The following is a 25,310-nucleotide window of genomic DNA, read 5'->3' as shown; positions in this document are numbered from 1 at the left end:
GTATGTTGGAACAGCTTGTCAAGCGCCGCTACTGGTGGTTTGTGCTTTCGCTCGTCATGATTTTGCCCGGGCTCTATTTTTTGTTGCTGCATCCCCTCATTACCACCGGGCAGCCCCGGTTTGGTTTGCGCCCGAGCATTGACTTTAGTGGTGGTGCCCTCTGGGAGGTGCGTTTTGCGGAACGGGCCCCCGGTGAACTGGGTTCCTCTGAGGTCGGGGCTGCGTTCGCTGCCGCAGGGTTCGATAATGCCCAGGTGCAAATGAGTCAGGTTGACCTGGATGGGACTCCGATTGTGACCGCCCTTGTACGTACGCGCCCCCTGAACGAGCAGACGCCCCTGCAGGATCGTCAGGCCGTCGAGGCCGCCCTGAATGAGCAGATCGGCGCTGCGGCGATTGAACGCCTCGAAAGCGTGGGGCCGACAGTTAGTCAAGAGTCAACCCGTAGTGCCGTCCTTGCCGTGGTCGGGGCTTCATTGATGATCTTGCTCTATCTGACCTGGGCTTTTCGTAAGGCTCCCCATCCAGTGCGCTATGGGATGTGTGCGATCATCTCGATGGTGCATGACGTGGTGATTATCATCGGCGTCGCGGCGATCTTCAGTACCTTCAATCCGCGCTTCGAGGTGGATGCCCTCTTTTTGACGGCCTTGCTAACCATCCTGAGTTTCTCGGTACACGATACGATTGTGGTCTTTGACCGTGTGCGTGAGAATCTGCTGGCGCGCCAGCCCGATCAGGAGTTTGGTGATCTGGTCAATCATAGCATTGTGCAGACGCTGCCGCGCTCGATCAATACCCAGATGACGACCTTCTTTACCCTGACTGCGCTGCTCTTCTTTGGCGGTGAGACGATCCAGAATTTTGTCCTGATCCTCTTGATCGGGTTGATTGTGGGTACCTACTCGTCGATCTTCAATGCGGCCCAGATCCTGGTGGTCTGGGAACACCGCGAATGGAAGAACTGGTTTGGGCGCGGTCGCCGCGACCACGAAAAGCCGGCGACCGTCTGACCCCGATGCTCACGAAAACGACCAGCGAAGCTGGTCGTTTTCGTCTTTATGGCGCATCACCCATGCTCGAATGGGTGGCCTGCAGCGGAACGACGGGTTCGTGGGTCAACCAGTAGTAGCATCCTGCGGCCACTGGTGTTAGCAGCCAGTAGTTGAAGAGCCGGAAGATGATCGCGGCGGGTACCGCTGCAGGCCCGACCCCAAGTTGCAGCAGGGTTGCGACCAGCGCCGCCTCGACGGTGCCGCCGCCCCCTGGGAGCACATTGAAGGTCGAGGTGATCAGGGCAATGCCGAAGGCGACGATGACCGTGACGAGGCTGGCTTCCACTTCAAAAGCCCAGAGCACGCAGAGCATCCCGAGGCTATGGGTGATGAGCGCAGTCAACTGGATTAGCACCAGCACGATGACATCACGCCGACGACTGGCAAGCAGCCTGCGGCCAACAATTAACTCGGCGAGCAGACCTTCGAGCCACGTGCTCTTCCAGGGGTGCCGCAGCAGGCGGCTGACGGTGTGTTGAAAACGGGCGAGCCACGCACGCAGTTGCGCCCCCGGTCGCGTCAGGACATAAAAAGCCCCGCCGACGAGGGTGATGGCGATGCTCCCTGCGATATAACTTGCCTCGCCGGTAGCCTGGTGTTGGAGGGCCAGGATCATGAGGCTGAAGGCAAACATCATCAGCATTGCGGTGACATAACTGATCGTCTCGAGTGAGGCGATCAGGGCCGATTGCCCCTGGCTGATGCCACGACGGTTGAAGGTGCTAATCAAAAAGGCATAGCTGCCAACCCCGCCGGCAGGCACTGACTGACTGATAATGATGGCGACGAGGGCAATCGCCCAGAGCCGCATCAGATGCATACGATAGCCGAGTGAACGCAGGACAAGATTGAAGACCTGGGCGCTCATCAGGTACCCGATGGGAATCAATCCCATCGCCAGGAGTAACCATTCCAGACGAGCGTCATCAAGCAGGTCAAAGGCTTCGAGAAGCCATGCACGATTCACATAGGCCAGAACCAAGAGAACCAGACTGATCAACAGACTAGTGAATAACTTCCAGCGGGTACGACGCATCTGTCTTCCTCGGATTACCAGACGATACTAAAGTTACCCTCTTTGCGGGTTGGTTCTTCCCAGGTGACGTCAACTTTTTCAACCTGGGCCTGGATTGGGCCACTATAGCACCAGGTGATGAGCCGTTGTACGGCTGGGCGTGTTCCTTCAAAGACCGCCTCGACGCGGCCATCAGGGAGGTTACGAACCCATCCCTCTACTCCGGCTGCACGTGCCCGATCACGGGCATAGGCGCGAAAACTGACACCTTGCACGCGCCCCGCGATAAATACATGCGCACGTACCAGATCCATAACTCTTTTGCCTCTAGCTTCTTCTTGTTCAAGTATGCTTCGTTGCATTGAATAGTATACCGCACGCAGCGAGCATCGCACAATAATGGTATACTGCTCTCAGCATTTCTCCTTTGCTGAGAAACCAGTCAGCCATGCTGGCTGGTTTCTCAGCAAAGCAATGGATTTCAGGGCTATAGCCTTGAACATAGACTCTATGATTGATCAGGCAAAAATTCGCAACTTCTGTATTATCGCCCATGTTGACCACGGTAAGACGACGCTCTCGGATCGTCTGTTGCAAACAACGAGCACGATTGCCGATCGCGATCGCCGTGAGCAGCACCTTGACTCGATGGATCTCGAGCGCGAACGGGGTATTACGATCAAGCTCAAGGCTGTCCGGATGCAGTATCATGCTGCCGACGGTGAGACCTATATGCTTAATCTGATTGACACCCCCGGTCATGTTGATTTCAACTATGAAGTCGGACGCTCACTTGCCGCCTGTGAGGGTGCCTTGCTGGTTGTTGATGCCGCGCAGGGCATCGAAGCTCAAACGCTGGCGAATGTCTATCTGGCCTTGGAGCATGATCTGGCTATTATTCCCGTCATTAATAAAATAGATCTGCCCGGTGCCCATCCCGATGAGGTCGCCGCAGACATTGAGAAGGTGATCGGCATCCCCGCCGAAGAGTCGATAATGGCTTCGGCCAAAGAGGGCCTGGGCGTGCCCGAGATCCTCGAGGCGATTGTTACCCGCGTTCCGCCACCCCACGGGCAGATATCACGGCCCGCTCGTGCGCTGATCTTCGACTCACACTATGATGCCTATAAGGGGGTCATTGCCGCTGTGCGTGTAGTCGATGGGGTCTTTCTGTCAGGCTCGCGGGTGCAGCTGATGGGTACTGGCGCCAAAGCTGAGACCCTGGAGATTGGGTGTTTTCGGCCGATGATGCAAGCGTTGCCCGCCCTCAATCCCGGCGAGGTTGGTTATATCGCCACTGGTCTCAAGACGATTGAGGAGTGTCAGGTCGGTGATACGATTACGCTCGCCGATAATCCCGCCGAGATGCCGCTGGTCGGCTATCGTCCCGCCAAGCCGATGGTCTTTGCTGGCCTCTATCCTATTGAGAGCAATGCCTACCCTGATCTCCGTGATGCGCTCGAGAAACTGAAATTGAATGATGCCGCTCTTTCGTATCAACCTGAGAGTTCGGCTGCGCTTGGGTTCGGTTTTCGTTGCGGCTTCCTCGGTCTCCTCCATATGGAAATTGTGCGTGAGCGCCTCGAGCGTGAGTATAATCTCGATCTGCTCATTACGGCACCGAGCGTCGAGTATCAGGTGCTGTGTACCGATGGCGAAATCCTGACCGTCGCCAATCCCTCGGAAATGCCCGATCTCAGCAAGATTGTGGCGATTGAAGAGCCGATTGTCCAGATTAGTGTCATTGCACCGTCACGCTATATTGGTACCGTGATGGAACTGGTGACGACGCGGCGCGGTATCTTTGATACCATGGAGTACCTCGACCCGACGCGGGTGGTGCTCAAATATCGGATGCCCCTGGCTGAAATTGTAATTGACTTTTATGATCAACTCAAGAGTCGTACGCAGGGCTATGCTTCACTTGACTATACCCTTGCTGGTTATCTTGAGGCCGATCTGGTCAAACTTGATGTGCTGGTCAATCAAGCCTCTGTTGATGCGCTCTCGTTGATTGTGCATCGCGAATTTGCCTATCAGCGCGGGCGCGATCTGGTTGAACGGTTGCGTCAGTTGATCCCACGTCAGATGTTTGAGGTGCCGATCCAGGCGGCTATTGGGAGCAAGGTGATCGCTCGTGAGACGGTGCGTGCCATGCGGAAAGATGTGCTGGCAAAGTGCTACGGTGGCGATGTGAGCCGCAAACGCAAACTGCTCGAAAAGCAGAAAGAGGGCAAACGTCGTATGAAGATGGTCGGTAATGTCGAGATCCCGCAAGAAGCCTTTATGGCTATCCTCTCGCTTGGTGAGGATGTGCCTGAAAGTCGGTAGGCTGTCATGAGTATGCGTTATGCTGGTGTGCTGGTGCTCTTGCTGCTCTTGCCCGTCCTGGTGGCATGTCAGAGTACCGCGCAGGGCCAGGCAGACCTCGGTGCGCCTGAGAGCCCGGTGATTATGAGGGTTGGGGGTCAACAGTTCACCGTCGCCGATTTTTCGCAGCGCCTTACACGCGATATTGGGCCTGCGATTGAAGGGTTGCTTGCCCAAGGCCAGACTCCCGCCGAGATCGAGCAGCTTGCCGTCGAAGCTGAGATCCGGGCGCAGATTTTTGACCAGATGCTCCAGGATGCTTTGCTCAGCCGCTATGCGCGTCAGCATGGCATCGGCGTTGATGCATCGGCCATTGATGCCGAGGTCTTTTCGCTGATCCAGCCAACTGAGGGAAGCCCGTTTCTGGTGACGACCGATGCGCGCCTCCGTAGTGCGCAGAGCCAGTTGAGTTTTGAGGTCGTTGCCCGCCAGACGCAAGCACCAATGGTGCGTACGCGCTTGATGCTCGTGCCCGATGAGGCTCAGGCCGAGGAGGTGCTGGCGCTGCTCGCCGCCGGCGGCGATTTCTATGCCCTCGCCGGTGAACGTGGCCTTGATATCGGGGCTCCCATGAATGATGCGGCCATTACTTGGGTTCCCACTGGTAATTTCCCGCCCGAAATCGATAGCGTTGTCTTTAGTGCTCCTCTCCAGACTCCGGGTAAAGTCAGCACAACCAGCGGTGTCTATGTCTTTGAGGTTCTTGAACGTGCCGAGCAGCGTCCTTTTGACTCCTTCGAGATGCTGCGCTCGAGCCAGAATGCCCAGGTTTTCTATGAGCAGAGTTTTGCGCCCTGGTATGAGGCCCTGCTCCTTGACGCACAGGCAAGTGGCGATCTTCAGATTGCCGAAAATTTCGATCCGAATATGGTGCCTTTGCCATTTCCTCAGTAATTCTTCGTTATGAATGTTACACCAGGTCAGTTGCTTGACGCTGCATTGCGTATCTTTGCCCTGCAAGGGACGCCAGGTGTCCAGTTTTGGGAGGCGCACGCTCTGCTGGCGGCCTCTCAGCCGCCTGGCTTGCCCCAGGTCGGGCACGCGTTAGGTGTTCGTCCGTGGGCCGAGACGATGCAGGTAGGCCCCTATCGTGTGCCTGTGGTGCCCTTTCCTCTCCAACTTGCGACCCCGGCACTGATTTGGTGGCGCCACGATGATCCGTCTGCGCCTCTGCGCGATCTGCTGGCGCTCCGTTATCCTCCCCATCATCTGATCCGTCTGGCAACCCTTGATGCCCAGGGAAGGCTGCGCGACCTCGTTGAAGGCTCGCTCACGACCTGGCCTGAACTGGTCGCTCAATCCGGCGATATCTCCTTGCTGGCGGTTGACCGCTTGCTGGTCAATGAGGATCAACGCAGTGCCGACGGCTTGCGCTGGGTGATGACCCGTTTGCTTGGGCCTGAAGGCTGCCCCTGGGATGTCCGGCAAAGCCATGCAGATCTGCGTAGTGCCTTGATCGAGGAGACGTGTGAAGTCCTGGAAGCCCTCGATACGGGTGATATGGAGGCGCTGAAGGAGGAACTCGGCGATCTGCTGATTTCGATCTTTGCGCATTGCGAAATGGCTCGGCAGGCTGGCCATTTCACGTTCGAGGACGTTTTTGCCCAAGTCACAGGCAAGTTGATCGGGCGTCACCCGCATGTTTTTGGTGGCCTGGTGGTTGATGGCGAGCATCAGGTGTTGCAGAACTGGGAACAGATCAAGGCGACCGAATTGGCCGCGAAAGGGCGCACACGCGCTGGGACACTTGATGGCGTTCCGCCCGAGCTGCCGGCGCTAGCTGCGGCCCAGAAGATGGGCAAACGTGCTGCACGCACCGGTTTCAACTGGACGGACATTGACCAGGTCTGGGCCAAGATCAATGAAGAATTGGACGAACTGCGGGCCGCTGCTGCGAGTGGCGAGCCTGGTCATATCGCCGAAGAGTTTGGTGATACCCTCTTTGTCCTGACCCGTCTGGCGGCGTGGCTCCAGATTGATGCCGAACTCGCCTTACGCGACGCTAACCAGAAGTTCCGGCGTCGCTTCAGCCAACTCGAAGCGACCGTCGCTGCGCAAGGACACCAGATGCACGCCTTGAGTCTGGACGAGTTGATCCGACTCTGGCAAACCGTGAAATAGCCGTGTCGAAACCACCGCTTGACCTTCAGATAGATGATCTCGTGCAGACGCGTAAAGCGCATCCGTGTGGTGGTGATACGTGGCGGATCGTGCGGCTTGGTGCCGATATCGGCATGCGTTGCGAAACCTGTGGGCGCAAAATTATGCTCCCCCGGGCAGAATGCGAACGCCGTATCAAACGCTTTGTGCGACGTGCAAATGACGCGTAAGTGCATAGCCGCCGCACGAGGCGGCACCGTGCGGCGGCTACGCATTTATCCAAGTAACGCTTCGAGGCGCTCGATATACTGTTCCATCACCGCAAACGTCTGCTCAACGGGTTCCGCACTGCTCATGTCTACCCCGGCGTGACGCAGCGTATCGAGCGGGTAGCGTGAACTGCCCGCTTTGAGGAAAGCGAGGTAGCGTTCGACCGCCCCCTCGTGCTGCGCCAGGACTCCCTCGGCAAGCGCGTGGGCACCTGAAATGCCCGTCGCATACTGGTAGACATAAAAGTTGGCATACAGATGCGTCGAGAATTGCATCCAGGTTGACCCGACGCGTTCACGATCCACGACGACCTCGTCGCCATATCCTTCGGCAAAAAGATCGGCCATCAGCTTAATCAAGTCATCGGCGGTGAGCGCCTGTCCTGCCTCGATGCGCTCGTGGATCGCCAGTTCGAAGCGGGCCAGGGTCGGCATGATAAAGAAGTAGCGATGGAAATTCGCCATCGCCTCTTCGAGCAGCGTAATCTGCTCGTCACGGCTTGTCAGACGTTCAAGCAGGTGTTTGCGCACCAGGGCTTGATTGAAGTTCGAGGCGACTTCGGCGAGAAAGAGCCCGTAGTTGCTATAGACGTAGGGCTGCGTGCTACGGGTATAGTACGAGTGCATCGAGTGCCCGAGTTCGTGGGCCAGCGTGCTGAGCCCAAAAATATCGTCGTTGTACGACATCATAATGAAGGGATGTGTCCCTGGCGAGCCCATCGAGAAGGCTCCGGCCCGTTTGCCTCGGTTGGGATAGACATCGACCCAGCGTTGCTCGACGAGGCCTCGGCGCATCGTGCTCACATACTCCTCGCCAAGTGGGGCCATGCCTTCACAGATCCAGGTCACGGCTTGATTATAGGGTACCTTGAGCGGCTGTTGGGTCAGAGGTGCTTTGGTGTCATAGACATGCAACGGTTGCCCGCCAAGCACACGTCGGCGCAGACGCCAGTAGCGGTGCCAGGTCGGCAGATGCCGTTTGAAGGTCGCAATCAATTGGTGAAAGACCTCAAGCGGAATGTGGTTGGGCGTGAGCGCCGCATCAAGTGCCGAACGGTAGCTGCGGGCGCGGGCAAGGAAGACGTTGCGGCGCACCTCGGTGGCGAGACAGGTGGCCATCGTATTTTTCAGCGCCAGATGTGCATCGGCATAGTTGTGCCATGCGCTCTTGCGCACCGCCGGATCGATATGGGTCACCAGCGCATTGATATTGCCCTGGGCAAGCTCGTAGGTCTCGCCTGTCTGGTCGCGCGCAGGTTCAAACCGCAGATCGGCATTAGTCAGGATGCCGTGGACAGTTGCCGCGGCATCAAAGGGTTCACTGGCCTGGCGCAACAGCGCTTCGACCTCAGCCGAACGCACATGGGGCGCAGATCGGTGTAGCCGGTCGAAGTGATGCGCAAAGATCACCAGGCGCGGCTCTTGGGCGACCCATTGTTGCAGCGTGGCGGCCCCAAGCGCAAGCAATTCCGGACCACTAAAAGCCGTCGCCGTGCCCAGGCGTACCTGCAAGGATGCCGCACGATCGACGCGTGCTTTGGCCGTCTGGTCGAGGGTATTGACGGCATAAAACATGCGCGCATAGACCGACACCTTGCCACTCAGACGCAGGACGTGCTCGGCGAGTTCAAGGTAATCAGCTAGTACCGCTGGTCCTTCGGCGAGGCGGCCTTGAAAGGCCTGCAACCCCTCAATGTGACTAGTCACTTCATCAAGCGCCGCTTGCCACGCCGTATCATCACCAAACACACTGTGGGCATCCCACGTATATGCGACAGGAAGAGCATTCCGTTCCACAAGACTCATACAAACGTTCCTTTCAACTCCCGCTTCCCCCACCGGTCACAATTGCGACACGCCCTGTCATGGTAGCTTCTCCTTTGATAGCCTGAGACATTTGCCTAAGTATATAGCACATTACCTACGCCGTAAGGCAATGATCACCTCACGGAAGAGTGCCGTTAGCAAGGCAAGTTCACTGCGCTCTGGTTGGGCGCGGAAGATGAGGTTGCGCAGCCGACGAAGTGTGGTTGTGCCGTCACCCGATTTGATAAAGCCAGTTGTCGCGACAAGTTCGCTCAAGACGGTGGCAAAGCGTTCGCGTTCGGCAAGCGTGGCTGGTTCGCGCATGCGTTCAGGCATTGCAACAGATTCATCTCCGGCCATACGCAATTCGTAGAGAATGAGCATAACAGCCTGCGCCAGATTGAGTGATGGGTAGCCTGGTTCCGTCGGCAAACTGAGCACGCAATCGCAGCGATCAAGCGCCTCGTTGTCGAGTCCGTGATCTTCGGGGCCAAAGAGCAGGGCGACTGGTCCGGCAGTTGCCTCGCGCACCACGAGTTCATGGGCCAAAGCGCGTAGATCGTGACGCATCACCCTTCCGGGGTGACTGCGTTCGCTTGTGCCGACGACAAACCGCGCTTCGGCGAGGGCCACGGCGAGATCGGCCTCATATCGGATGTGCGCAACGAGGTTTTCACTCCGATGCGCAATGCCGAACAGGTCAGCCTCGGCGAAGGGAACTGGTTCAACCAGACGGAGCTCGGCAAAGCCAAAATTGAGCATCGCACGCACAACGGCTCCGATATTGCGCACATCCTGTGGGCGCTGCAAGACAATGATCATCGGCTTATTTCAGAATATAGTAGGTCGCTCGTTTATCGCCGACCTTCAACAACAACCCCCGGTCAACCAGGTCAGCCAGATCGCGGCGAATCGTCTCGGGGCTAACCTCGGCATACTGCTCTTGCAGATCCCGGTTCGTGATGCGATGCTCGGCGGCCAGATGCAGCAACGCGGCGATCTGGCGCTCGTTGAGCCCGAGGCGCACCCATTCGCGGGTATCAAAGCCGTCTGGCCCGTAGGCCTCAAGCGGTTGCCCCTGGAGGGTGACGAGAAAGCCGGCCGCCGTTTCGCGGAAGACCGGTGGCGGCAGGTTGGCCTCGGCCATCTGGCGCAACATACGATCAATGCCGTAGCCGAGGCGTTCGATCAGGCCATAATCAGCCAGTACCTGCACCAGACTCTCGTTGCGTGAGTAGCGTTCTTCGACCAGATTGTGCAGCGTCACATGGCCGGGCAGTCGCCCTGGTGAATAGACCTCGAGCCGGTCGCTAAAGAGCGACACCCGGATTCCCTCACCACGCACACTGTAATCACGATGGGCGACAGCATTCACCAGTGCCTCACGCACCGCACCCGGCGGGAATTGTGTCCAATCCTGGCGTTCAAAGCCGACCATCCGGCTTCCTTTGCGGATATGCTCGCTCAGCCACCGTTCGGCGCGTCGAATCATCTCGACGAGTGGCGCACGAATATCTTCACGCTCAAAAACATCAGCCATATCGTAGCCACGGTAATGGACAAGCGTCATTTCAGCCTGGGGATACCGCGCCTCGATGCGCTGGGCAAAGAGCAGGAACCCGGCATTGGTCGGCTGCCACGTTGGGTTCGCCTCAGCCAGGGGTTGCATCGGCACGACAGCTCCACGCCGGTAGAGCAAGCCGAGCGCCTCCTCGGTGGCATCAAGCCCCACCCGTCGGGTATAGGCCTCGATGCTGACCGGATCAAGCTCGTCAAGCGTTGCCCCTTCGGGCACCGAGCGTTCCCAGCTTACCTCGCCGCGTTCGAGCAACAGACGACGGAGCGCTTCAGGGGCGAGCGGCTGATTCGTGGCACCTTCGCGGCGCACATACTTGCCGTGGAGCGCATAAACTTGCGAAAGGCCCGCCGGCACCGTGAGCAGCAGCAGCTGCTTCCCGTCGTGCTGTACCTCGCGGGGCAACGGCAAAATCAAGGGTGGTGTACAGGCGAGCGCCGCGTCGAGCAACAACTCGCGGGCAGCGAGCGCATCAGCGAGCCCTTCAACCTTGGCCCGGATGCGCCCGCTCACGCCAACCACCAGCGTCCCCCCGGCGCTATTCGCAAAGGCCACGAGGGTCTCGGCCACCTCATCAACACGCGCCCGTTCACGCGCAAAGGCCACGTGCGGCCCTTCGCCTGCGGCCAGGATCATGGTCAGTTCAGGTAATACTTGCATGAAACGCACACTTGAGCTATGCTTGATATATATTGTAGCATACATGTGAGGAGTTTGGCGAATGCCTGATGCACGTACCCACGATCTGATTACTGTCGCCAGTGGGGCTGTCATGGCCCCGGTGTCGTATGGCTATCTGAGCGAAACGATGCAACGAGGGCATGCTGATGCGGTCATGCTGACCCTCTGGCTTGTCGGGTCGCATCTCGTTTCGGGTATCCTCTTTTCACCAGATCTTGATCTTGATTCGAAAATTGATAATCGTTGGGGGGTCTTCTACTGGATCTGGCGTCCGTATATGCGTATCATCCCTCATCGCCATTTCTTTAGCCATAGTCTCATTTTTTCTCCGCTCCTCCGTCTGGCCTATTTCTATCTGGTGGTAACGCTGCTGCTCTTCTTCTGGGTCTGGGTGATGGCACAACTGGGCCTCGTTGTGCCCGATTATCACATGCAGCTGTACCAGTATATGCGTGCCTGGCTGAGTGCCAACCCCGAGGTCAGCGTGGCTGTCTTATTTGGCTTTTGCACGGGCAGCGCGGCGCATACCATTGCTGATTGGAGTGTCACCAATGGGCAGCGGTTCCTCCGGATCTTTGGCATTCGCATCACGCGCAGCTATCGTGGACACGACGGCTCAATCCATCAGCGTCGTGTGCGTTGGTAGGTTGGATGATGCTTGATGGCGGCTCTGCCGCCCACAAACACCATGGGAGGTGGGGCAGATGCTAGGGCGATTGCATCTTCTGTGTATGCACCCCGCCAAGGCACCCGCAAGGGCACCCGCAAGGGCACCCGCAAGGGCACCCGCAAGGGCACCCGCAAGGGCACCCGCAAGGGCACCCGCAAGGGGTGCCCCTACAGGCCGGGGGCCGGATCCGGTGTAGGGGCACCCCTTGCGGGTGCCCTGATAGAGCGTCTATACTAGAAGCAACAATCAATCACATTCAACAGAAAGGCCGTGTCATGATGCGCAGTCTACGTCGAGGGTTGCTAATCCTAATGCTCATTGCCCTAATGCCGCTCTTTGTGCTGCCAACCAGGGCGGCCAATCAGTTGCCACCGGGTAACGTCGGCCCTGGCGATGTCTACCTCGCCCTGGGCGATTCGCTCGCCACGGGAAGCGAGGTCGCAGCCAATGACGACGGTCTCCCCGGCTATCCTGATCTCTTGTTTGCATCTCTTCGCCAGATCAACCCCGCCATGACCTTCACGAATCTCGGGGTTGGCAGTGGCGAAACAAGTAGCTCCTTTATCGCGACCGAGATCGTGACCGAGACCAGTCAACTCGATCGCGCCGTCGCCTTCATCACCACCGAACGCACTGCCGGGCGTGTGGTGAGCCCCGTAACGCTGAGCATCGGCGGCAATGATGCGGCTGCCGTGGTGCAACCACCAACTCCAGGCAACCCACCGCCACCGAATGTCGATCAAGCGCTGAGCCTCTTTCGCGCCAATCTGAGCAAAATTCTTGATGATCTCGTAGCCGCGCTCACCGTTGAAGGGCAGCGCACCGGCGATCTGCTGATCATGAACTACTACAATCCGTATCCGGGCTTGTACGATCTGCCTGCCTACCAACCATTTCTACCCGCGAATCCCGATGTCGAACTGCCCCGTTTCAATGCCATCATTGAAGAAGAGGCTGCCGCACGTGGGATCGCCGTGGTTGATGTCTTTACCCCCTTCCAGGGACGTGAAGCCGAACTGATCTTTGTGACCCGCCCGTATCCGGCGTTGCCCCCTTTCAACCCGACTGACCTGGAACGCCTCTTCGACTTTCACCCTCGCGAGGCAGGCCACCGCGTCATCGCCGACCAGTTCTTCCTGACCAGCGGCTATCGCCTCAAAGCCTTCCTGCCGCTCGTGGCCCAGTGACATTGTCTCGGCATAACACAAACGAGGGGCGCTCGCCCCTCGTTTGTGTTATGCCGAGACGGTTAGTTCTGTCTAACGGCCTTCGTCAACGGTGTACTCACCCTCGACGACGCCATCGTCATTCTTCTTGCCCTCTGCCCCGGGCTGCCCCTGAGCGGCACCTTCGCTGTAGGCATTCTGCGAAAGCTGGTAGATCGCTGGCTGCAATTCGCTCATCAGGCTCTGGATGCGCTCGCGATCCTCCTGGGCGATCGCATCACGCAGATCCTTAATCATACCCTCGATCCGCCCACGCTCAATCGTATCAACCTTGTCGCCAAGATCGGCCAGGGTCTTTTCGCCCTGATACGCAAGGGTGTCGGCCTGGTTCTTGAGTTCAACCATTTCACGACGAGCCTTATCTTCAGCGGCATGGACTTCAGCCTCACGCACCATGCGCTCGACGTCGTCCTTGCCCAGATTCGTGCTGGCCGTGATCGTAATGCGCTGCTCCTTGCTCGTCGCTTTGTCTTTGGCGCTGACATTCAGAATGCCGTTGGCATCAATATCAAAGGTCACCTCGATCTGCGGAATACCCCGCGGCGCCGGAGGAATGCCCTCAAGCCGGAAGCGCCCAAGCGTCATGTTGTCACCCGCCATCTCGCGCTCACCCTGCAGAATGTGGATATCCACTGCCGTCTGGCCATCCGACGCCGTCGAGAAGACCTCGGTCTTCTGCGTCGGAATGGTCATGTTGCGCTCGATCAGACGGGTCATCACGCCACCGAGGGTTTCCACCCCAAGCGAGAGCGGCGTTACGTCAAGCAACACAACGCCCTTGACATCGCCACCAAGCACACCACCCTGGATCGCAGCCCCAACGGCGACCACTTCGTCAGGATTGACCGACTTGTTCGGCTCTTTGCCGATCATCTTCCGCACAATCTCTTGCACCACTGGCATACGGGTTGAACCACCAACCAGCACAACCTCGTCAATCTGCGAAGGCTGCATCCCGGCATCCTTCATCGCTTGCGTCACCGGACCACGCAGCCGGTCGGTCAACGCACTGGTCAACTGCTCGAAGCGTGAACGGCTCAACTTCATCGCCAGGTGCTTGGGGCCACTCGCATCAGCCGTAATGAACGGCAGGTTGATCTCGGTCTCACTGACGCTCGACAACTCCATCTTGGCCTTCTCAGCCGCCTCTTTGAGCCGCTGCAACGCCTGGCGATCTTTGCTCAGATCAATGCCCTGGTCTTTGCGGAACTCGTCAATAATCCAGTCGACCACCGCCGCATCATAGTCGTCACCACCAAGGTGCGTATCGCCACTGGTGGACTTCACTTCAACGATGCCATCACCAACTTCCAGAATCGAGACGTCGAACGTACCACCACCAAGGTCAAAAACCAGAATGGTCTCGTCCTTCTTCTTGTCAAGCCCATACGCGAGCGCGGCTGCCGTCGGCTCGTTGATAATCCGCAGCACTTCGAGGCCGGCAATCTTGCCCGCATCCTTGGTCGCCTGGCGCTGACTATCGTTGAAGTAGGCCGGCACCGTGATCACCGCCTGGGTGACAGGCTCACCAAGATACGCCTCGGCATCAGCTTTGAGCTTCTGCAAGACCATCGCCGAAATCTCTTGCGGCGCATAATCCTTGCTCGTCTGAGGCACATAGATGCGCACATCGGCACGTGGGCCCTTGGTCACCTTGTACGAGATCATCTCGCGCTCGGTGGTCGTCTCATCAAAATCACGTCCAATCAGACGCTTGACTGAATATAGTGTATTTTCAGGATTAATCGTCGCCTGACGCTTGGCCGTCTGCCCAACCAGGCGCTCACCATTCTTGGCAAAGGCCACGACCGACGGTGTAGTGCGGTTACCCTCGGCATTCGGGATCACCACGGCGTCGCCGCCTTCCATCACCGCAACACATGAATTGGTCGTGCCCAGGTCAATACCAACAATCTTGCCCATATCTCTTTAGCTCCTCTCCTAAAATGCATTGCACGTTCTCTAGGCTCTAGTGTACCTGTTTTTTGCATGTCCTACGCTAATATCGCGTTAGAGGAGTGTTAATATTTGCCGCTTATGACGCAAGCTCGTACAACAAAATACCCGTCGCGACCGCCAGATTGAGCGAGTCGCTGCGTCCTCGCATCGGGATCGCCACCATCAGGTCACAGAGTGCTTGCTGTTCGGCGCTGAGCCCCTGGCGCTCACTGCCCATCAAGAGCACCAGCGGCGTCGGGTAGGCCGCCTGGCGAAAATCGGTCGCCGCCTGGTCGCTACTGCCAACCATGGTGACTCCGTTGGCACGCTTCCAAGCAGCCAGTTCGGCCCATGACGTGCGTACAAGCGGCACCGCAAAGGCCGCGCCCATGCTCGCCCGCAGCGCCGCCGGATCATACGGATCGGCCGCTGGCTCAACAATGATCACCCCACGCGCCCCGACGCCATCAACCGTGCGCATGATCGTGCCCAGGTTGCCAGGATCGGCTGGTTCTACCAGCGCAACCCACCGCGCCCCCTGATCCAGACGCACCTCGGCGAGCTCAAGCCAACGCTGGCGCACCACCGCCGCCAGGCCCTGTGGCCCGTCTTTCGCCGACAGACTCGCAAAAACCTCAGCCGAGACCTCAATGCGCTCTATCCCCTGCCGAGCCAGTTGTTCCACAAGGTCGTGCGCAAACGCACTGGTCAGCAACGCCGGGGCCACCACGAGTTGTACCAACTCAGCCCCGGCCTCGGCAGCCTCGGTCACCAGGCGAATCCCTTCGACAAAACAGAGCCCACTCGCCTCCCGGGCCTTGCGCTGGCGCAGCGAGCGGATCATTTTGATGGTTGCATTCGCAGGACTGGTAATTATCACGTGTCTCATGCCATTCCACTCGGCATGCGCAGGATCTGCTCGGCACACTTCTCGCCCGAAATAATGGCCGCATTGAGGCTACTCGCTTCGGTGAATTCGGCAGCAAAGAAGAGCCCCGGTCGCCCGGTGGCATTGTCGGGGAGCGTAGGATGAATCCCGGGGGGCTGGGCAAACTGGCTGTATGGAATGCGATAGAGGCGCAACGGGCGATAGGTACGCAGCGCCGTCAACGCCTCGTGATTGCCCACCAACATCCGTTGCAGATCGGCGAACGCGCGCGCAAACAATTCGTCGTCATCAAAGGGAGGCACCCCCAGGATCGAGACACTCAGCAGGTGCGCCCCCGGGGGTGCATAACTCGGCGCTACATTGCTTAGTTGCACGGCATTGTTGACAAACGCGTCGGGTTCACTATGCAGCAATAATTTTTTGTCGGGTACCACCGGCACATCACCCGCAAAATAGAGCGTCACCGTGCCGACGTGCGCCTCGGGCATCGGCAACCCCGTGAGCCGTGCCGCCTCGGGGGCAGGCGTGGCAACCACCACCGCATCAGACGCAAAACGGCTCCCATCAGCCAGCATCGCCCCGGTCACCTGCGGCCCATCAGTCATCAACGCAGCCACCTGCGTCTTGAGCCGTATCGCCCCCGCCGAACGCAACTCGGCGGCCAGTTGCTGACTCAGTGCCCCCATCCCACGGGCAGGCACCACCGTCTGCCCATCACTGAGCATCTTGAAATTAAAGCGGAAACAGCGCGCACTCGTATGCAACGACCGATCCAGAAAAATACCACCATAAAAAGGCCGAAAAAAGCGATCAATCGCCGCTTGACTAAAGCCTTTCTGCTGCAGATAGGTCTCGGTTGGCTCATCAGGGGCAGCAATGAGTTCGTCAACCGTCGTCTGGCGCATTTCGAGAGCGAGTGCCAGGGTGCGCAGTTTGTCATCTGGTCGAATCACACTCGTCAGCGCCGCCCCAAGCAACGCCCACGGATCACGATCCCGCAACGGATCAGTCAACACCGCCCGCCGCCCGCCCTCACACACCAGCGCCCCTGGATCGAACGCACACAAGCCCAGGGCACGGTAATCAAACTGGCGCTGCGCCGCCGGGTAGGCCGTAAAGAGCACCTGAAAACCCCGGTCGAGCACAAAACCATCCTGATAATCTGAGCGCACACGACCGCCAATCTCATCGCTCGCTTCCAGCACCATCACCCGTTTGCCCGCACGCAACAGCGTACGCGCACAGGTCAGGCCAGCAAGACCCGCCCCAATGATCAGGATATGCTCTGGCATAGATATATCCTCAATAAAATCAAGATAAACAGACTGTTATAAGTAGTACCACCCAAGGGTATTGTACAATCGCTCCTCTTCACATACAATAGTAGAAATTGGAGTACCATATCGCGACGGTACCAGAGTACCAGACAGCCACGTAAGACCGAAGGATTGGCTGCGCCAATCCTTCGGCCCGAACCGCGACCGAAAAAATAATCTGATTCGATATGAAGGTAGGCAACCTTCGGCAGCAAGGTCAAACTTCAAGGGGGATGTATGCACCACCGTGCGCCAGTGATGTCCAGGATGCGCTTTCGTTACATGTGGCTCTTTTTTATCTTGACGACGAGTCTCGTCTTTATTACGGCCTCACTTGGTCGCACCAGTGTTGCCAGCGCCAGGGATACGACCGATCCCTCAGGCTCGTCCGTTCAGGTGCCAGCCAGCCAGCCTATCACTCCCGCCCTGAACCTTGAAGGCTATCGTCCCTATCTTGAGTGGCATAATACCGCCCTGACTGCCGGCATTCCACGGCAGACGACCGTCAAAGCGTTTGTGCGTGCTGGTGAACAAATTTTCATCGGTTCGAGTGTCATGAACCGGTTATCCGGGGATGTGGTCATTCGCGCTCCTGATGGCACTACCCCTGCAACATGTAGTGACCGTGCCGATACAAACGAGTTCTATGGCCGCATCGTCGATCGTGCTCAGGAGAGTGTCGGGCCACTGCCAGCCGTTGGTGGCTTTCAACCCTGTATCATCACACCAGCCGAAACGAACGCGGCTGGTGAGGGTATCTGGGAATTTGATTTCATCAGCCCCAACCCTGATTTCAATATTGATAATAACCCAACCCCGCGGTTGGTCACAGACGAATGGGCCGGTTCCGATCTCGCCAACCACTGGATTGCGTCGTGGCATGTTAGTGTGCGTGATGGTACCAATGCCACGCTTCAACGCACTGGCCGCATCTTTGCCAATTACCTTGCGCTCAATATGGGTGGCAATGCTAGTCTGTTTGGCGCACCCGATGATCTCGGTCTCTACCAGCAGTTCTACATTCTGACCGTTGATGGTCAGGGCTATCGGGTAAATCTCAATGGCATTGACCCGTTTGGCTTTATCTTCTTTGCCAACGCCAAGGGCATCGTTGATGCCCAGGGCCAGTCGATATACCGTTCGATCCAATTGGTGGCTGATAACCTGGTGCAGTCAATGCCTCCCGGTTATAGCTTTCACAAACCGGAAGATCCCGATGATCTGGCGCAACGCAATGTGACCCACAAGATCTTCTTTGATCTGACCGGCCCTGACCCAAGCATGCCAGCCACAGCACAGACCCCCAATGGCGAAACCTGGTTGCTCCGTGGAAGCCAGGATCTTGCCCCGCTCCCCCGGAATCTGACCTTTGTCGGTGAAGAAGGCACGCCAGGCCAGGCCGGGACGAATCCGCTTACTGGCACCTTCTCGTTTGATGCGCCCGCTGATGTCACCTACGAGATTGTGATTGATACAAATCGCAATGGCATTTTTACCGATCCCGAAGACCGCATCCTTTCTGGCGTCACAACCGCTCCCCGTACCAGTGTCCCCTGGGATGGCCGTGATCAACTGGGCCAGCGCGTTGCAGCCGGAACGGTGCCCGTCCGTGCTCAGGTGCGCCTCTTGGGTGGTGAAATTCACTTCCCCTTCATTGATGCCGAAAGCAATCCCAATGGGATGATTATCGAGCGTGTGCGCCCTACGTTTCAGACCGGTGATCCCGATCCCTTCACGATCTATTACAATGATGCCTATAACTACACCGGTACCGGCGACTATGATTTCTCGCCCTGTGCCTTAGACGATACTCCTGCCCCCCCCGCTTCGTCCGGTATTTCTGACCCCACCTGTTATGGCCGCTCGCTCAGCCCTCTGCGCAATGGACTCATCGGTGTTTCCAGTGAGAACGGTGCCCATGCATGGGATTCATCTGCCGAACCACAGTTTGGCTTTGGTGATCGCCGGGTGATTGATACCTGGACCTTCTTCCCTTCGGCTTTTGTCGAACTGGATGGTGGTGTGCTGCTCGCCGAGGCCGATCTTTCGATTGAGAAAAGCCACACGCCGGCTGTGCTCTATTCAGGTGGGCCAATTACCTATACGGTGACCGTGCGCAATCCTGGCCCAAGCCCGTCGCTTGGCGCACCTGTGCGTGATGAAGTGCCGCCCGAGATTACCAATGTCACTTGGACATGTGCGCTGATTGCTGGGACCGGGGCCTGTGGGCAGGCTTCCGGCAGCGGCAATGTGCTCAGTACCACCGTTGATCTGCAACCCAATAGTGCGATCAGTTTCACTATTCGCGGCACGATTGATCCTGCCTTTACCGGCACGCTGACCAATACGGCAATCATTACCCGTACCGCTGATACAACTGATCCAAATCTTCTGAATAATCGGGCGACCGATGTGATCCAGGTGAATGCACCAGCGGATCTCTCACTGAATAAGGTGGTCAACAATACCCGCCCCAACGTCGGTGAGGTCATCACCTATACGATCACGCTCACCAATGCTGGCCCGAGCAATGCCACCGGCGTCACCGTCTCCGAGCCGCTGACAACCGAATTGACCTTTGTCAGTGCCACCACCAGTGTCGGCACCTACGACCCCGCTACGGGCATCTGGACCGTCGGCAGCATTGCCGCCAACACGACCGAAACGCTCACCATCGCCGCCCGCATCAATGCCTATAGCCCGACCATCACCAATATCGCCCAGGTGCAAACCTCGGATCAACCCGATCCCAACAGCACCCCCGGCAACGACGACCCGAACGAAGACGACCAGTCAAGCCAGGTGGTGCGGCCGCCCGTCGCTGACCTCGAACTGGCCAAAACGGTGAGTGCGCCCCGGGTGAATGTCGGTGACAGCGCCACCTTCACCATCACGCTCTTCAACCGTGGCCCCGATCCCGCCACCGGCGTCACCGTGCGTGAAGAACTGCCCGCTGGCCTCGAATTCGTCAGCGCCTTCGCCAGTCGGGGCAGTTACAGCAACGCCACGAGCATCTGGACCGTCGGCAATCTCGCCGTCAACGAAACGGTCACGCTCGCCCTGGACGTGATTGTCCGTGCGACCGGCACGCAAACCAATACCGCCGAGGTCGATACTTCCGATCAGCACGACCCCGACAGCACCCCCGGCAACAACATCCCGACCGAAGACGACCAGGACTCGGCCACCATTACCGGTGACGAGGCCGATCTCTCGCTGAACAAGGTGGTCAACAATACCCGCCCCAACGTCGGTGAGGTCATCACCTATACCATCACGCTCACCAACGCTGGCCCGAGCAACGCCACCGGCGTCACCGTCTCCGAGCCGCTGACAACGGAACTGACCTTTGTCAGTGCCACCACCAGTGTCGGCACCTACGACCCCGCTACGGGCATCTGGACCGTCGGCAGCATTGCCGCCAACACGACCGAAACGCTCACCATCGCCGCCCGCATCAATGCCTATAGCCCGACCATCACCAATATCGCCCAGGTGCAAACCTCGGATCAACCCGATCCCAACAGCACCCCCGGCAACGACGACCCCAACGAAGATGACCAGTCCAGCCAGGTGGTGCGGCCGCTGGTGATTGACCTGGAACTGGCCCATTCCGTTGCCATCCTCAACGGTGAAGAGCGGACGGCACGCCTCGTCATTGATCTGCTCAACCGTGAGCAGTGCAATGCAGAACCGTGTACCACCGCAACGCAGGTGCAGGTACAGCATCGCATCCCGCAGGATCTGCTGCGCTATGTGACCTACAGCACCGGCCAGGGAACCTATAGCTACGAACCAACAACCGGCATTGGTACCTGGGATGTCGGAACCCTGCCCGCCGGTGGTGCCGTGCAGATCTTTGTGGATGTCGAAATTACTGCCGGTGATGCTGAGGAGATCGTCAGCGTTGCCGAAGTCTGGCGCGCCATCGAGTTTGATATTGACAGCACACCTGCCAATAACATCCTCGCCGAAGATGACCAGGAAGAGGTACGCTTCAGCTTCCTGACCCCGATCACCCTCAAGAGCTTTACGGCAGCGCGTACCAGCGCTGGCGTGGCGATCGCTTGGGAAACCGGTATGGAACTGGACACACGAGGGTTCAATCTGTGGCGCAGCAGCGATGGTACCCGCGCCGGGGCCGTCTTGATTACCCCACAGATGATCGCGTCACGAGGCAGCAGCACCGGTGGCGCCGCCTACCAGTTTGTGGATACCACGGCGACAACCGACAATGCCTATGCCTATTGGCTCGTTGAGATCGCCAACAATGGCCTTACCAGTGAATACGGCCCGGTACGCGTCGCTCGCGACCCGTCAAACCTGACCCGCGAGCACTCCGTCTTCTTGCCGCTCATCGTCAGACGCTAAAGCGGGGTTAGGGGCCTACGGCTCCCCCAGATCGTCTGTGCGCTGAAAAAAGCCAGCAATGCTGGCTTTTTTCAGCGTACAGACGGGTTTGTAGGGCGTTAGCCCTGAAGTTAATGCACCATGGAAGAAACACCACCAATCCCACTCCTGCTCACCGAACGCCTGCATCTACGGCCTTTTACCCTCGACGACGCCCCGACCGTGCAGGTGCTCGCCAGTGCCGCTGAAATTGCCGATACGACCCTCAATCTGCCCCATCCCTATCCCGAAGATGGCGCAAAACAATGGATCAGTACACACACCGACAAAGCCACTACTTCCAATGAGTTGACCTGGGCTATCTGCGATCGCACAACCGATCAGGTCTATGGTGCCATTAGTCTGATTGTGCGTCCGGCCTATCATCACGCCGAAGTTGGCTACTGGATGGGCTTGCCGTACTGGGGCCAAGGGTACACCACCGAAGCCGCACACGCCGTCCTTGCCTACGGGTTCAACCAGCTTGGCCTCGAACGGATCTTCGCCCGTCATCTAGCCCGTAATCCTGCCTCTGGTCGGGTGATGCAAAAGATCGGGATGCACTTTGAGGGCTGTCAGCGCAGGCACCTCGTCAAAAATGGCAAGTTCGAGGATTGTGTCAATTATGGCATCATCCGCAGCGAGTATACTGAATAAGACAATAAAAAAGACCTCACAGGCCTGCTCGACCTGTGAGGTCTTGTCTACCTACCTAACTCAACGCATCACGTCTACGTAAGCTACCTGCAACGCAGCCTCCTCTTCGCCCGAGAGTGGCATCAGCGGTAAGCGAACACTCGTTCGCGGAAGATCACTTGTCCAGGTCAACGCTGCTTTGAGTGCCGGTGGTGTATTCACTGGATCCAGCAGATTGCGCAACGCCGTCAGGCGTGCCTGAGCGCCCTGCACATCGCCGCCTTCGATGTGGGCATCATAGACAGCGCGCGCCATCCGCGGGAAGGCACTCGAGAGCGCGGTAATCGCACCGGCTGCCCCGCCCGAGAGGGCCAGCGCAATCAGTTTGTCGCTGCCCGTAAAGACGTTCAGTTGTGGGTACCGGTCGATCAAAAGTTTGGAGTTGTCCCAGTTCCCACTGCTATCCTTCAACCCATAGATCTTTGCCCCGTGACTCTCAAGCAATTGATCAATGATGGGTGGCGTGATAGGAACACCAGTTACCTGCGGAATGTTGTAGAGCATCAGTCGCCCATCCGCGGGCAAGGCATCACAGAGCGCACGATAATATTCGACAATCCCGGCTTCAGGCGGGCCTTTGATATAAAACGGTGGCATCACCAGTACCGCATCTGCCCCTCGCTCAAGCGCATAGTTGCTCAGGGTGATCGTTTCGGTCAAGGCCGCACAACCCGTACCTGCAATCACCGCAAGCGCACCACGATGCGCAAGTATCAGATCGAGCACACGCTCGCGTTCCGCTACACTCATCGAGGGACCTTCACCAGTGGTTCCCAGCGCCAAGACCCCGTGCAGGCCGCCTGTTTCAAGAAACCGCATGTAGCCAGGTAGCCATTCGTAATCCACCGGTCCCACTTCACTCATAAATGGGGTCAACATCGCGCTAATAATGCCTTTGATCTCGGCCATATGTTTCAACTCCTCACAGCAGCGAACGCCACAACAGCGCCCCGGCAATGCCGAGGCGCTGTTGACTGTTTATCAGAGGGTTAGAGCACTTGCGTAGCAACGTACTGGTTTTGTGTCTGAGTAATGCAGCTAATATTCTGGTGCAACTGCGTAAACAAGAGCGGTGCGGCGATGTCGTGCAAGAGCGGTACTGCGATGTCGTGCAAGAGCGGTACTGCGATGTCGTGCAAGAACGGTACTGCGATGTCGTGCAAGAACGGTACTGCGATGTCGTGCAAGAGCGGTGCGGCGATGTCGTGCAAGAGCGGTGCGGCGATGTCGTGCAAGAGCGGTACTGCGATGTCGTGCAAGAACGGTGCGGTGATGTCGTGCAAGAACGGTGCGGTGATGTCGTGCAAGAGCGGTGCGGTAATGTCGTGCAAGAGCGGTGCGGTGATGTCGTGCAAGAGCGGTGCGGTGATGTCGTGCAAGAACGGTAGTAAACTACAGCTGCGATTCCAGAAAATCAGTCTAACCATCAAGATAAACCGTCGTGAGTGCTGGAACAAAGATGCCAGAGAACAAAAACACTCACATCCCAAGCGTAACATCTTGCAAGGACTTCTGCAATCACACAACGGTATGGTCTGGTCACACCCCTGGTACTGTTGTCGTATCACCATAAAGTACTATTGCAGTACAATGTTGTAAATTATATTCCGTGGTATCCTTGGCATGATGGACAAGACATGGTGGTGTCAAACGGTACAGTAAAAAGTTCAAGGCCAAGCCTTGCCTTAAGGTAGAAAAGTTATGCTCAGGCGTGTCGCGGTAATGTACAATCCATTTGCAGAGCCAGCCTCAGCACTGTCGATCGAAGTCGCAACCTGGCTCCGCGAGCGAGGCGTCATGACCTGGCGTGGCATCTCGCAAGAGGCACGTGACACGCCGGGAGTACTGCACGACACTGATTTGATGGTCGCAATGGGGGGCGATGGCACCGTCTTGCGGGCGGCTCGTCTCTGTTTTCCTCTGGATATTCCATTGCTCGCCGTAGCCCTTGGACACCTGAGTTTTATGTCTGAAGTCCAGCCCGAAGAGATTTACGAGGGCCTCGAGCGGGTGATCCAGGGTGGGGGATGGCACGATGAACGTTCGTTGATCCGAGCGGCACTCTATCGTGAAGGGCAACCAATTGCCGCCTTTACGGCGCTCAACGATGTGGTGCTTTCACGCAGCGATATTAGCCGTGTGATCAAGGCCCACGTCACGATTGATGACTCGCCCTTGACCACCTATCTCGCTGATGGTGTCCTTGTGGCAACCGCAACCGGCTCAACAGCCTATGCACTGGCTGCCGGAGGCCCAATTGTTGACCCGCGTTCACGTTCGCTTGTGCTGGTTGGCATTGCGCCCCATCTCACCAATGTGCCCTCGATGGTGCTGCACGAGGATGCTGTGGTCTCGATTCGCGTCGAAAGCCATTATCATGCTATCCTAGCGGTTGATGGGCGCGAGAATCTCCCGCTCCATTATGGCGATGAGGTCGTTGTCCGGCGTAGTCCCAAGGTCTGTACGTTTGTCAGGTTACGTCCGAGTAGTCAGTTTTATACGCGGCTGGTGGAACGGCTGCGTCGCGATGCGTGAGAGAGAGGATTCAGTATGCAATACGTTGGAGCATCGGTTGGTGGGGTGATTGACGCGCCTATGCAGGCGATCTGGGATCTGATTAGCAATCCGGTACGTCATCCAGAATTGGCGGGCAGTGGCCAAGTTCAATCGGTTGAGGTCGTCAGTGGGCCGATGGGCCTTGATGCGATCTTTCAGTCGCGGCAAAACATGCGCGGCATAGAATATACGACGGCCAATCGTGTCGTGATCTGGCAACCACCCTATAATATTGCCTGGCGCATCGGCTTCCCCTTTGCCCCTGGCGTCGCCCAGATCTGGATGTTCAGTCTTACCCCGGCTTTCGGCGGAACTCTGGTCGAGAATGGGGTCGTCATGCCCTTTGTGGTGCCCTCGGTCTTCCCCTTCAGTATGATCCGCAAGCAGATTGCCCGCCGCCTGATTGCCGTCATGTATCCGACCATCTCGAATATTTCGCAACTACTCGGTGTGGCCGCACCAACGCAATTGACGGCTGCGTATGACCCGCCCTCAATGGTGTCGGTCTTGTTGCCCTCACCTTTGATCCAGGGTGCCGCCATGGCCGGTGGCCTGGCAACCCTCTTCCTTGCGATGAAGAAGAAGTCGCGCGCGTGAGCGAGTTGCTGAAGTTACGTACCCTTTTGTCTTAGAAGCAACTGGTACCCTAGGAGCAAAGTCTGAGGACTTTGCTCCTATTGTTGTCTGACTCGCGAATTCCTACAATAGAGATGACGCATGACTATAACTATAGTAGTGGCCCATCGTACACATATTTG

The 25,310-nt window shown here is 57.7% G+C and carries 21 protein-coding genes; 11 read left to right on the top strand and 10 right to left on the bottom strand.

Features of this window, described 5'->3' with window-relative positions:
- Window positions 1-2 precede the first annotated feature (2 nt).
- Window positions 3-1,013, top strand: coding sequence for a protein translocase subunit SecF (gene secF, locus A9Q02_RS22585; protein WP_245860819.1), 1,011 nt, complete (start codon window positions 3-5; stop codon window positions 1,011-1,013).
- Between the two features lie 46 nt (window positions 1,014-1,059).
- On the opposite strand, the gene A9Q02_RS22580 is transcribed toward secF, so the two are convergent.
- Complete coding sequence (locus A9Q02_RS22580) at window positions 1,060-2,091, bottom strand: lysylphosphatidylglycerol synthase transmembrane domain-containing protein (protein WP_097655340.1); 1,032 nt, start codon at window positions 2,089-2,091, stop codon at window positions 1,060-1,062.
- 14 nt (window positions 2,092-2,105) lie between these two features.
- The gene (locus tag A9Q02_RS22575; protein ID WP_097655339.1) at window positions 2,106-2,384 is read right to left on the bottom strand and encodes an acylphosphatase; all 279 of its coding nucleotides are present in this window, start codon (window positions 2,382-2,384) and stop codon (window positions 2,106-2,108) included.
- Window positions 2,385-2,580: 196 nt separating this feature from the next.
- Between A9Q02_RS22575 and lepA the strand changes: the two genes are divergently transcribed.
- Genes lepA through A9Q02_RS22555 form a run of 4 tightly spaced genes read left to right on the top strand, consistent with a single transcriptional unit; the run spans window position 2,581 to window position 6,770 of the window.
- Complete coding sequence (gene lepA, locus A9Q02_RS22570) at window positions 2,581-4,401, top strand: translation elongation factor 4 (RefSeq protein ID WP_097655338.1); 1,821 nt, start codon at window positions 2,581-2,583, stop codon at window positions 4,399-4,401.
- Between the two features lie 6 nt (window positions 4,402-4,407).
- The gene (locus A9Q02_RS22565; RefSeq protein ID WP_097655337.1) at window positions 4,408-5,334 is read left to right on the top strand and encodes a peptidylprolyl isomerase; all 927 of its coding nucleotides are present in this window, start codon (window positions 4,408-4,410) and stop codon (window positions 5,332-5,334) included.
- A 9-nt stretch (window positions 5,335-5,343) separates the two neighbouring features.
- Complete coding sequence (mazG, locus tag A9Q02_RS22560) at window positions 5,344-6,561, top strand: nucleoside triphosphate pyrophosphohydrolase (RefSeq protein WP_097655336.1); 1,218 nt, start codon at window positions 5,344-5,346, stop codon at window positions 6,559-6,561.
- 2 nt (window positions 6,562-6,563) lie between these two features.
- On the top strand, window positions 6,564-6,770 hold the full coding sequence (locus A9Q02_RS22555; RefSeq protein WP_097655335.1) for a DUF951 domain-containing protein: 207 nt from the start codon (window positions 6,564-6,566) through the stop codon (window positions 6,768-6,770).
- A gap of 45 nt (window positions 6,771-6,815) precedes the next feature.
- Here A9Q02_RS22555 and pepF read toward each other — a convergent pair whose 3' ends face one another.
- From pepF to A9Q02_RS22540, 3 genes are all read right to left on the bottom strand, one after another.
- Entirely contained in the window at window positions 6,816-8,615 is a 1,800-nt protein-coding gene (pepF, locus tag A9Q02_RS22550; RefSeq protein WP_097655334.1) for an oligoendopeptidase F, read from the bottom strand.
- Window positions 8,616-8,726: 111 nt separating this feature from the next.
- Window positions 8,727-9,437 (bottom strand): RNA methyltransferase, encoded by a 711-nt coding sequence (locus A9Q02_RS22545; protein WP_097655333.1) that lies wholly within the window; start codon window positions 9,435-9,437, stop codon window positions 8,727-8,729.
- Between the two features lie 4 nt (window positions 9,438-9,441).
- Window positions 9,442-10,851, bottom strand: coding sequence for an ATP-binding protein (locus tag A9Q02_RS22540; protein ID WP_097655332.1), 1,410 nt, complete (start codon window positions 10,849-10,851; stop codon window positions 9,442-9,444).
- A gap of 61 nt (window positions 10,852-10,912) precedes the next feature.
- Here A9Q02_RS22540 and A9Q02_RS22535 point away from each other — a divergent pair, with 61 nt between their 5' ends.
- Together A9Q02_RS22535 and A9Q02_RS22525 are read left to right on the top strand one after the other, a co-directional pair.
- Window positions 10,913-11,518, top strand: coding sequence for a metal-binding protein (locus A9Q02_RS22535; protein ID WP_097655331.1), 606 nt, complete (start codon window positions 10,913-10,915; stop codon window positions 11,516-11,518).
- 299 nt (window positions 11,519-11,817) lie between these two features.
- The gene (locus A9Q02_RS22525; protein ID WP_097655330.1) at window positions 11,818-12,729 is read left to right on the top strand and encodes an SGNH/GDSL hydrolase family protein; all 912 of its coding nucleotides are present in this window, start codon (window positions 11,818-11,820) and stop codon (window positions 12,727-12,729) included.
- 72 nt (window positions 12,730-12,801) lie between these two features.
- Here A9Q02_RS22525 and dnaK read toward each other — a convergent pair whose 3' ends face one another.
- The 3 genes from dnaK to A9Q02_RS22510 all read right to left on the bottom strand — a co-directional run bounded on the left by dnaK (window position 12,802) and on the right by A9Q02_RS22510 (window position 16,893).
- Window positions 12,802-14,691 carry a molecular chaperone DnaK gene (dnaK, locus tag A9Q02_RS22520; protein WP_097655329.1) on the bottom strand — a complete coding sequence of 630 codons (1,890 nt, stop codon included), beginning with the start codon at window positions 14,689-14,691 and terminating at the stop codon, window positions 12,802-12,804.
- A gap of 112 nt (window positions 14,692-14,803) precedes the next feature.
- Entirely contained in the window at window positions 14,804-15,595 is a 792-nt protein-coding gene (locus A9Q02_RS22515; RefSeq protein ID WP_245860816.1) for a TrmH family RNA methyltransferase, read from the bottom strand.
- Window positions 15,592-16,893 carry an NAD(P)/FAD-dependent oxidoreductase gene (locus A9Q02_RS22510; RefSeq protein WP_342760480.1) on the bottom strand — a complete coding sequence of 434 codons (1,302 nt, stop codon included), beginning with the start codon at window positions 16,891-16,893 and terminating at the stop codon, window positions 15,592-15,594. Before A9Q02_RS22510 ends, A9Q02_RS22515 begins: the two co-directional genes overlap by 4 nt.
- A gap of 255 nt (window positions 16,894-17,148) precedes the next feature.
- On the opposite strand from A9Q02_RS22510, the gene A9Q02_RS22505 reads away from it, so the two are divergent.
- Together A9Q02_RS22505 and A9Q02_RS22500 are read left to right on the top strand one after the other, a co-directional pair.
- A complete protein-coding gene (locus A9Q02_RS22505) occupies window positions 17,149-21,282 on the top strand; it encodes a DUF11 domain-containing protein (protein ID WP_097655327.1) in 4,134 nt (1,377 codons plus the stop codon).
- A gap of 120 nt (window positions 21,283-21,402) precedes the next feature.
- A complete protein-coding gene (locus tag A9Q02_RS22500) occupies window positions 21,403-21,957 on the top strand; it encodes a GNAT family N-acetyltransferase (protein ID WP_097655326.1) in 555 nt (184 codons plus the stop codon).
- 60 nt (window positions 21,958-22,017) lie between these two features.
- Here A9Q02_RS22500 and A9Q02_RS22495 read toward each other — a convergent pair whose 3' ends face one another.
- Together A9Q02_RS22495 and A9Q02_RS25000 are read right to left on the bottom strand one after the other, a co-directional pair.
- Window positions 22,018-22,905, bottom strand: a complete 888-nt coding sequence (locus tag A9Q02_RS22495) for a dihydrodipicolinate synthase family protein (RefSeq protein ID WP_097655325.1) — start codon at window positions 22,903-22,905, stop codon at window positions 22,018-22,020.
- Between the two features lie 80 nt (window positions 22,906-22,985).
- Window positions 22,986-23,423 carry a hypothetical protein gene (locus A9Q02_RS25000; protein ID WP_245860815.1) on the bottom strand — a complete coding sequence of 146 codons (438 nt, stop codon included), beginning with the start codon at window positions 23,421-23,423 and terminating at the stop codon, window positions 22,986-22,988.
- Window positions 23,424-23,697: 274 nt separating this feature from the next.
- On the opposite strand from A9Q02_RS25000, the gene A9Q02_RS22485 reads away from it, so the two are divergent.
- Window positions 23,698-24,531 (top strand): NAD(+)/NADH kinase, encoded by an 834-nt coding sequence (locus A9Q02_RS22485; protein ID WP_097655323.1) that lies wholly within the window; start codon window positions 23,698-23,700, stop codon window positions 24,529-24,531.
- Between the two features lie 15 nt (window positions 24,532-24,546).
- Window positions 24,547-25,149, top strand: coding sequence for an SRPBCC family protein (locus tag A9Q02_RS22480; protein WP_097655322.1), 603 nt, complete (start codon window positions 24,547-24,549; stop codon window positions 25,147-25,149).
- Window positions 25,150-25,310: the final 161 nt, after the last annotated feature.

Source organism: Candidatus Chloroploca asiatica (genome assembly GCF_002532075.1).
Taxonomy (GTDB): domain Bacteria; phylum Chloroflexota; class Chloroflexia; order Chloroflexales; family Chloroflexaceae; genus Chloroploca; species Chloroploca asiatica.
Note: the sequence above shows the minus strand (reverse complement) of the source record. Positions and strands in the feature narration are given on the sequence as shown.

Bases quoted from the DNA above. Each gene is read 5' to 3' on its own strand.
- secF (WP_245860819.1), top strand. From the start codon at position 3: ATGTTGGAACAGCTTGTCAAGCGCCGCTACTGGTGGTTTGTGCTTTCG.
- A9Q02_RS22580 (WP_097655340.1), bottom strand. From the start codon at position 2,091: ATGCGTCGTACCCGCTGGAAGTTATTCACTAGTCTGTTGATCAGTCTG.
- A9Q02_RS22575 (WP_097655339.1), bottom strand. From the start codon at position 2,384: ATGGATCTGGTACGTGCGCATGTATTTATCGCGGGGCGCGTGCAAGGT.
- lepA (WP_097655338.1), top strand. From the start codon at position 2,581: ATGATTGATCAGGCAAAAATTCGCAACTTCTGTATTATCGCCCATGTT.
- A9Q02_RS22565 (WP_097655337.1), top strand. From the start codon at position 4,408: ATGAGTATGCGTTATGCTGGTGTGCTGGTGCTCTTGCTGCTCTTGCCC.
- mazG (WP_097655336.1), top strand. From the start codon at position 5,344: ATGAATGTTACACCAGGTCAGTTGCTTGACGCTGCATTGCGTATCTTT.
- pepF (WP_097655334.1), bottom strand. From the start codon at position 8,615: ATGAGTCTTGTGGAACGGAATGCTCTTCCTGTCGCATATACGTGGGAT.
- A9Q02_RS22545 (WP_097655333.1), bottom strand. From the start codon at position 9,437: ATGATCATTGTCTTGCAGCGCCCACAGGATGTGCGCAATATCGGAGCC.
- A9Q02_RS22540 (WP_097655332.1), bottom strand. From the start codon at position 10,851: ATGCAAGTATTACCTGAACTGACCATGATCCTGGCCGCAGGCGAAGGG.
- A9Q02_RS22535 (WP_097655331.1), top strand. From the start codon at position 10,913: ATGCCTGATGCACGTACCCACGATCTGATTACTGTCGCCAGTGGGGCT.
- A9Q02_RS22525 (WP_097655330.1), top strand. From the start codon at position 11,818: ATGATGCGCAGTCTACGTCGAGGGTTGCTAATCCTAATGCTCATTGCC.
- dnaK (WP_097655329.1), bottom strand. From the start codon at position 14,691: ATGGGCAAGATTGTTGGTATTGACCTGGGCACGACCAATTCATGTGTT.
- A9Q02_RS22515 (WP_245860816.1), bottom strand. From the start codon at position 15,595: ATGAGACACGTGATAATTACCAGTCCTGCGAATGCAACCATCAAAATG.
- A9Q02_RS22505 (WP_097655327.1), top strand. From the start codon at position 17,149: ATGCACCACCGTGCGCCAGTGATGTCCAGGATGCGCTTTCGTTACATG.
- A9Q02_RS22500 (WP_097655326.1), top strand. From the start codon at position 21,403: ATGGAAGAAACACCACCAATCCCACTCCTGCTCACCGAACGCCTGCAT.
- A9Q02_RS22495 (WP_097655325.1), bottom strand. From the start codon at position 22,905: ATGGCCGAGATCAAAGGCATTATTAGCGCGATGTTGACCCCATTTATG.
- A9Q02_RS25000 (WP_245860815.1), bottom strand. From the start codon at position 23,423: ATGGTTAGACTGATTTTCTGGAATCGCAGCTGTAGTTTACTACCGTTC.
- A9Q02_RS22485 (WP_097655323.1), top strand. From the start codon at position 23,698: ATGCTCAGGCGTGTCGCGGTAATGTACAATCCATTTGCAGAGCCAGCC.
- A9Q02_RS22480 (WP_097655322.1), top strand. From the start codon at position 24,547: ATGCAATACGTTGGAGCATCGGTTGGTGGGGTGATTGACGCGCCTATG.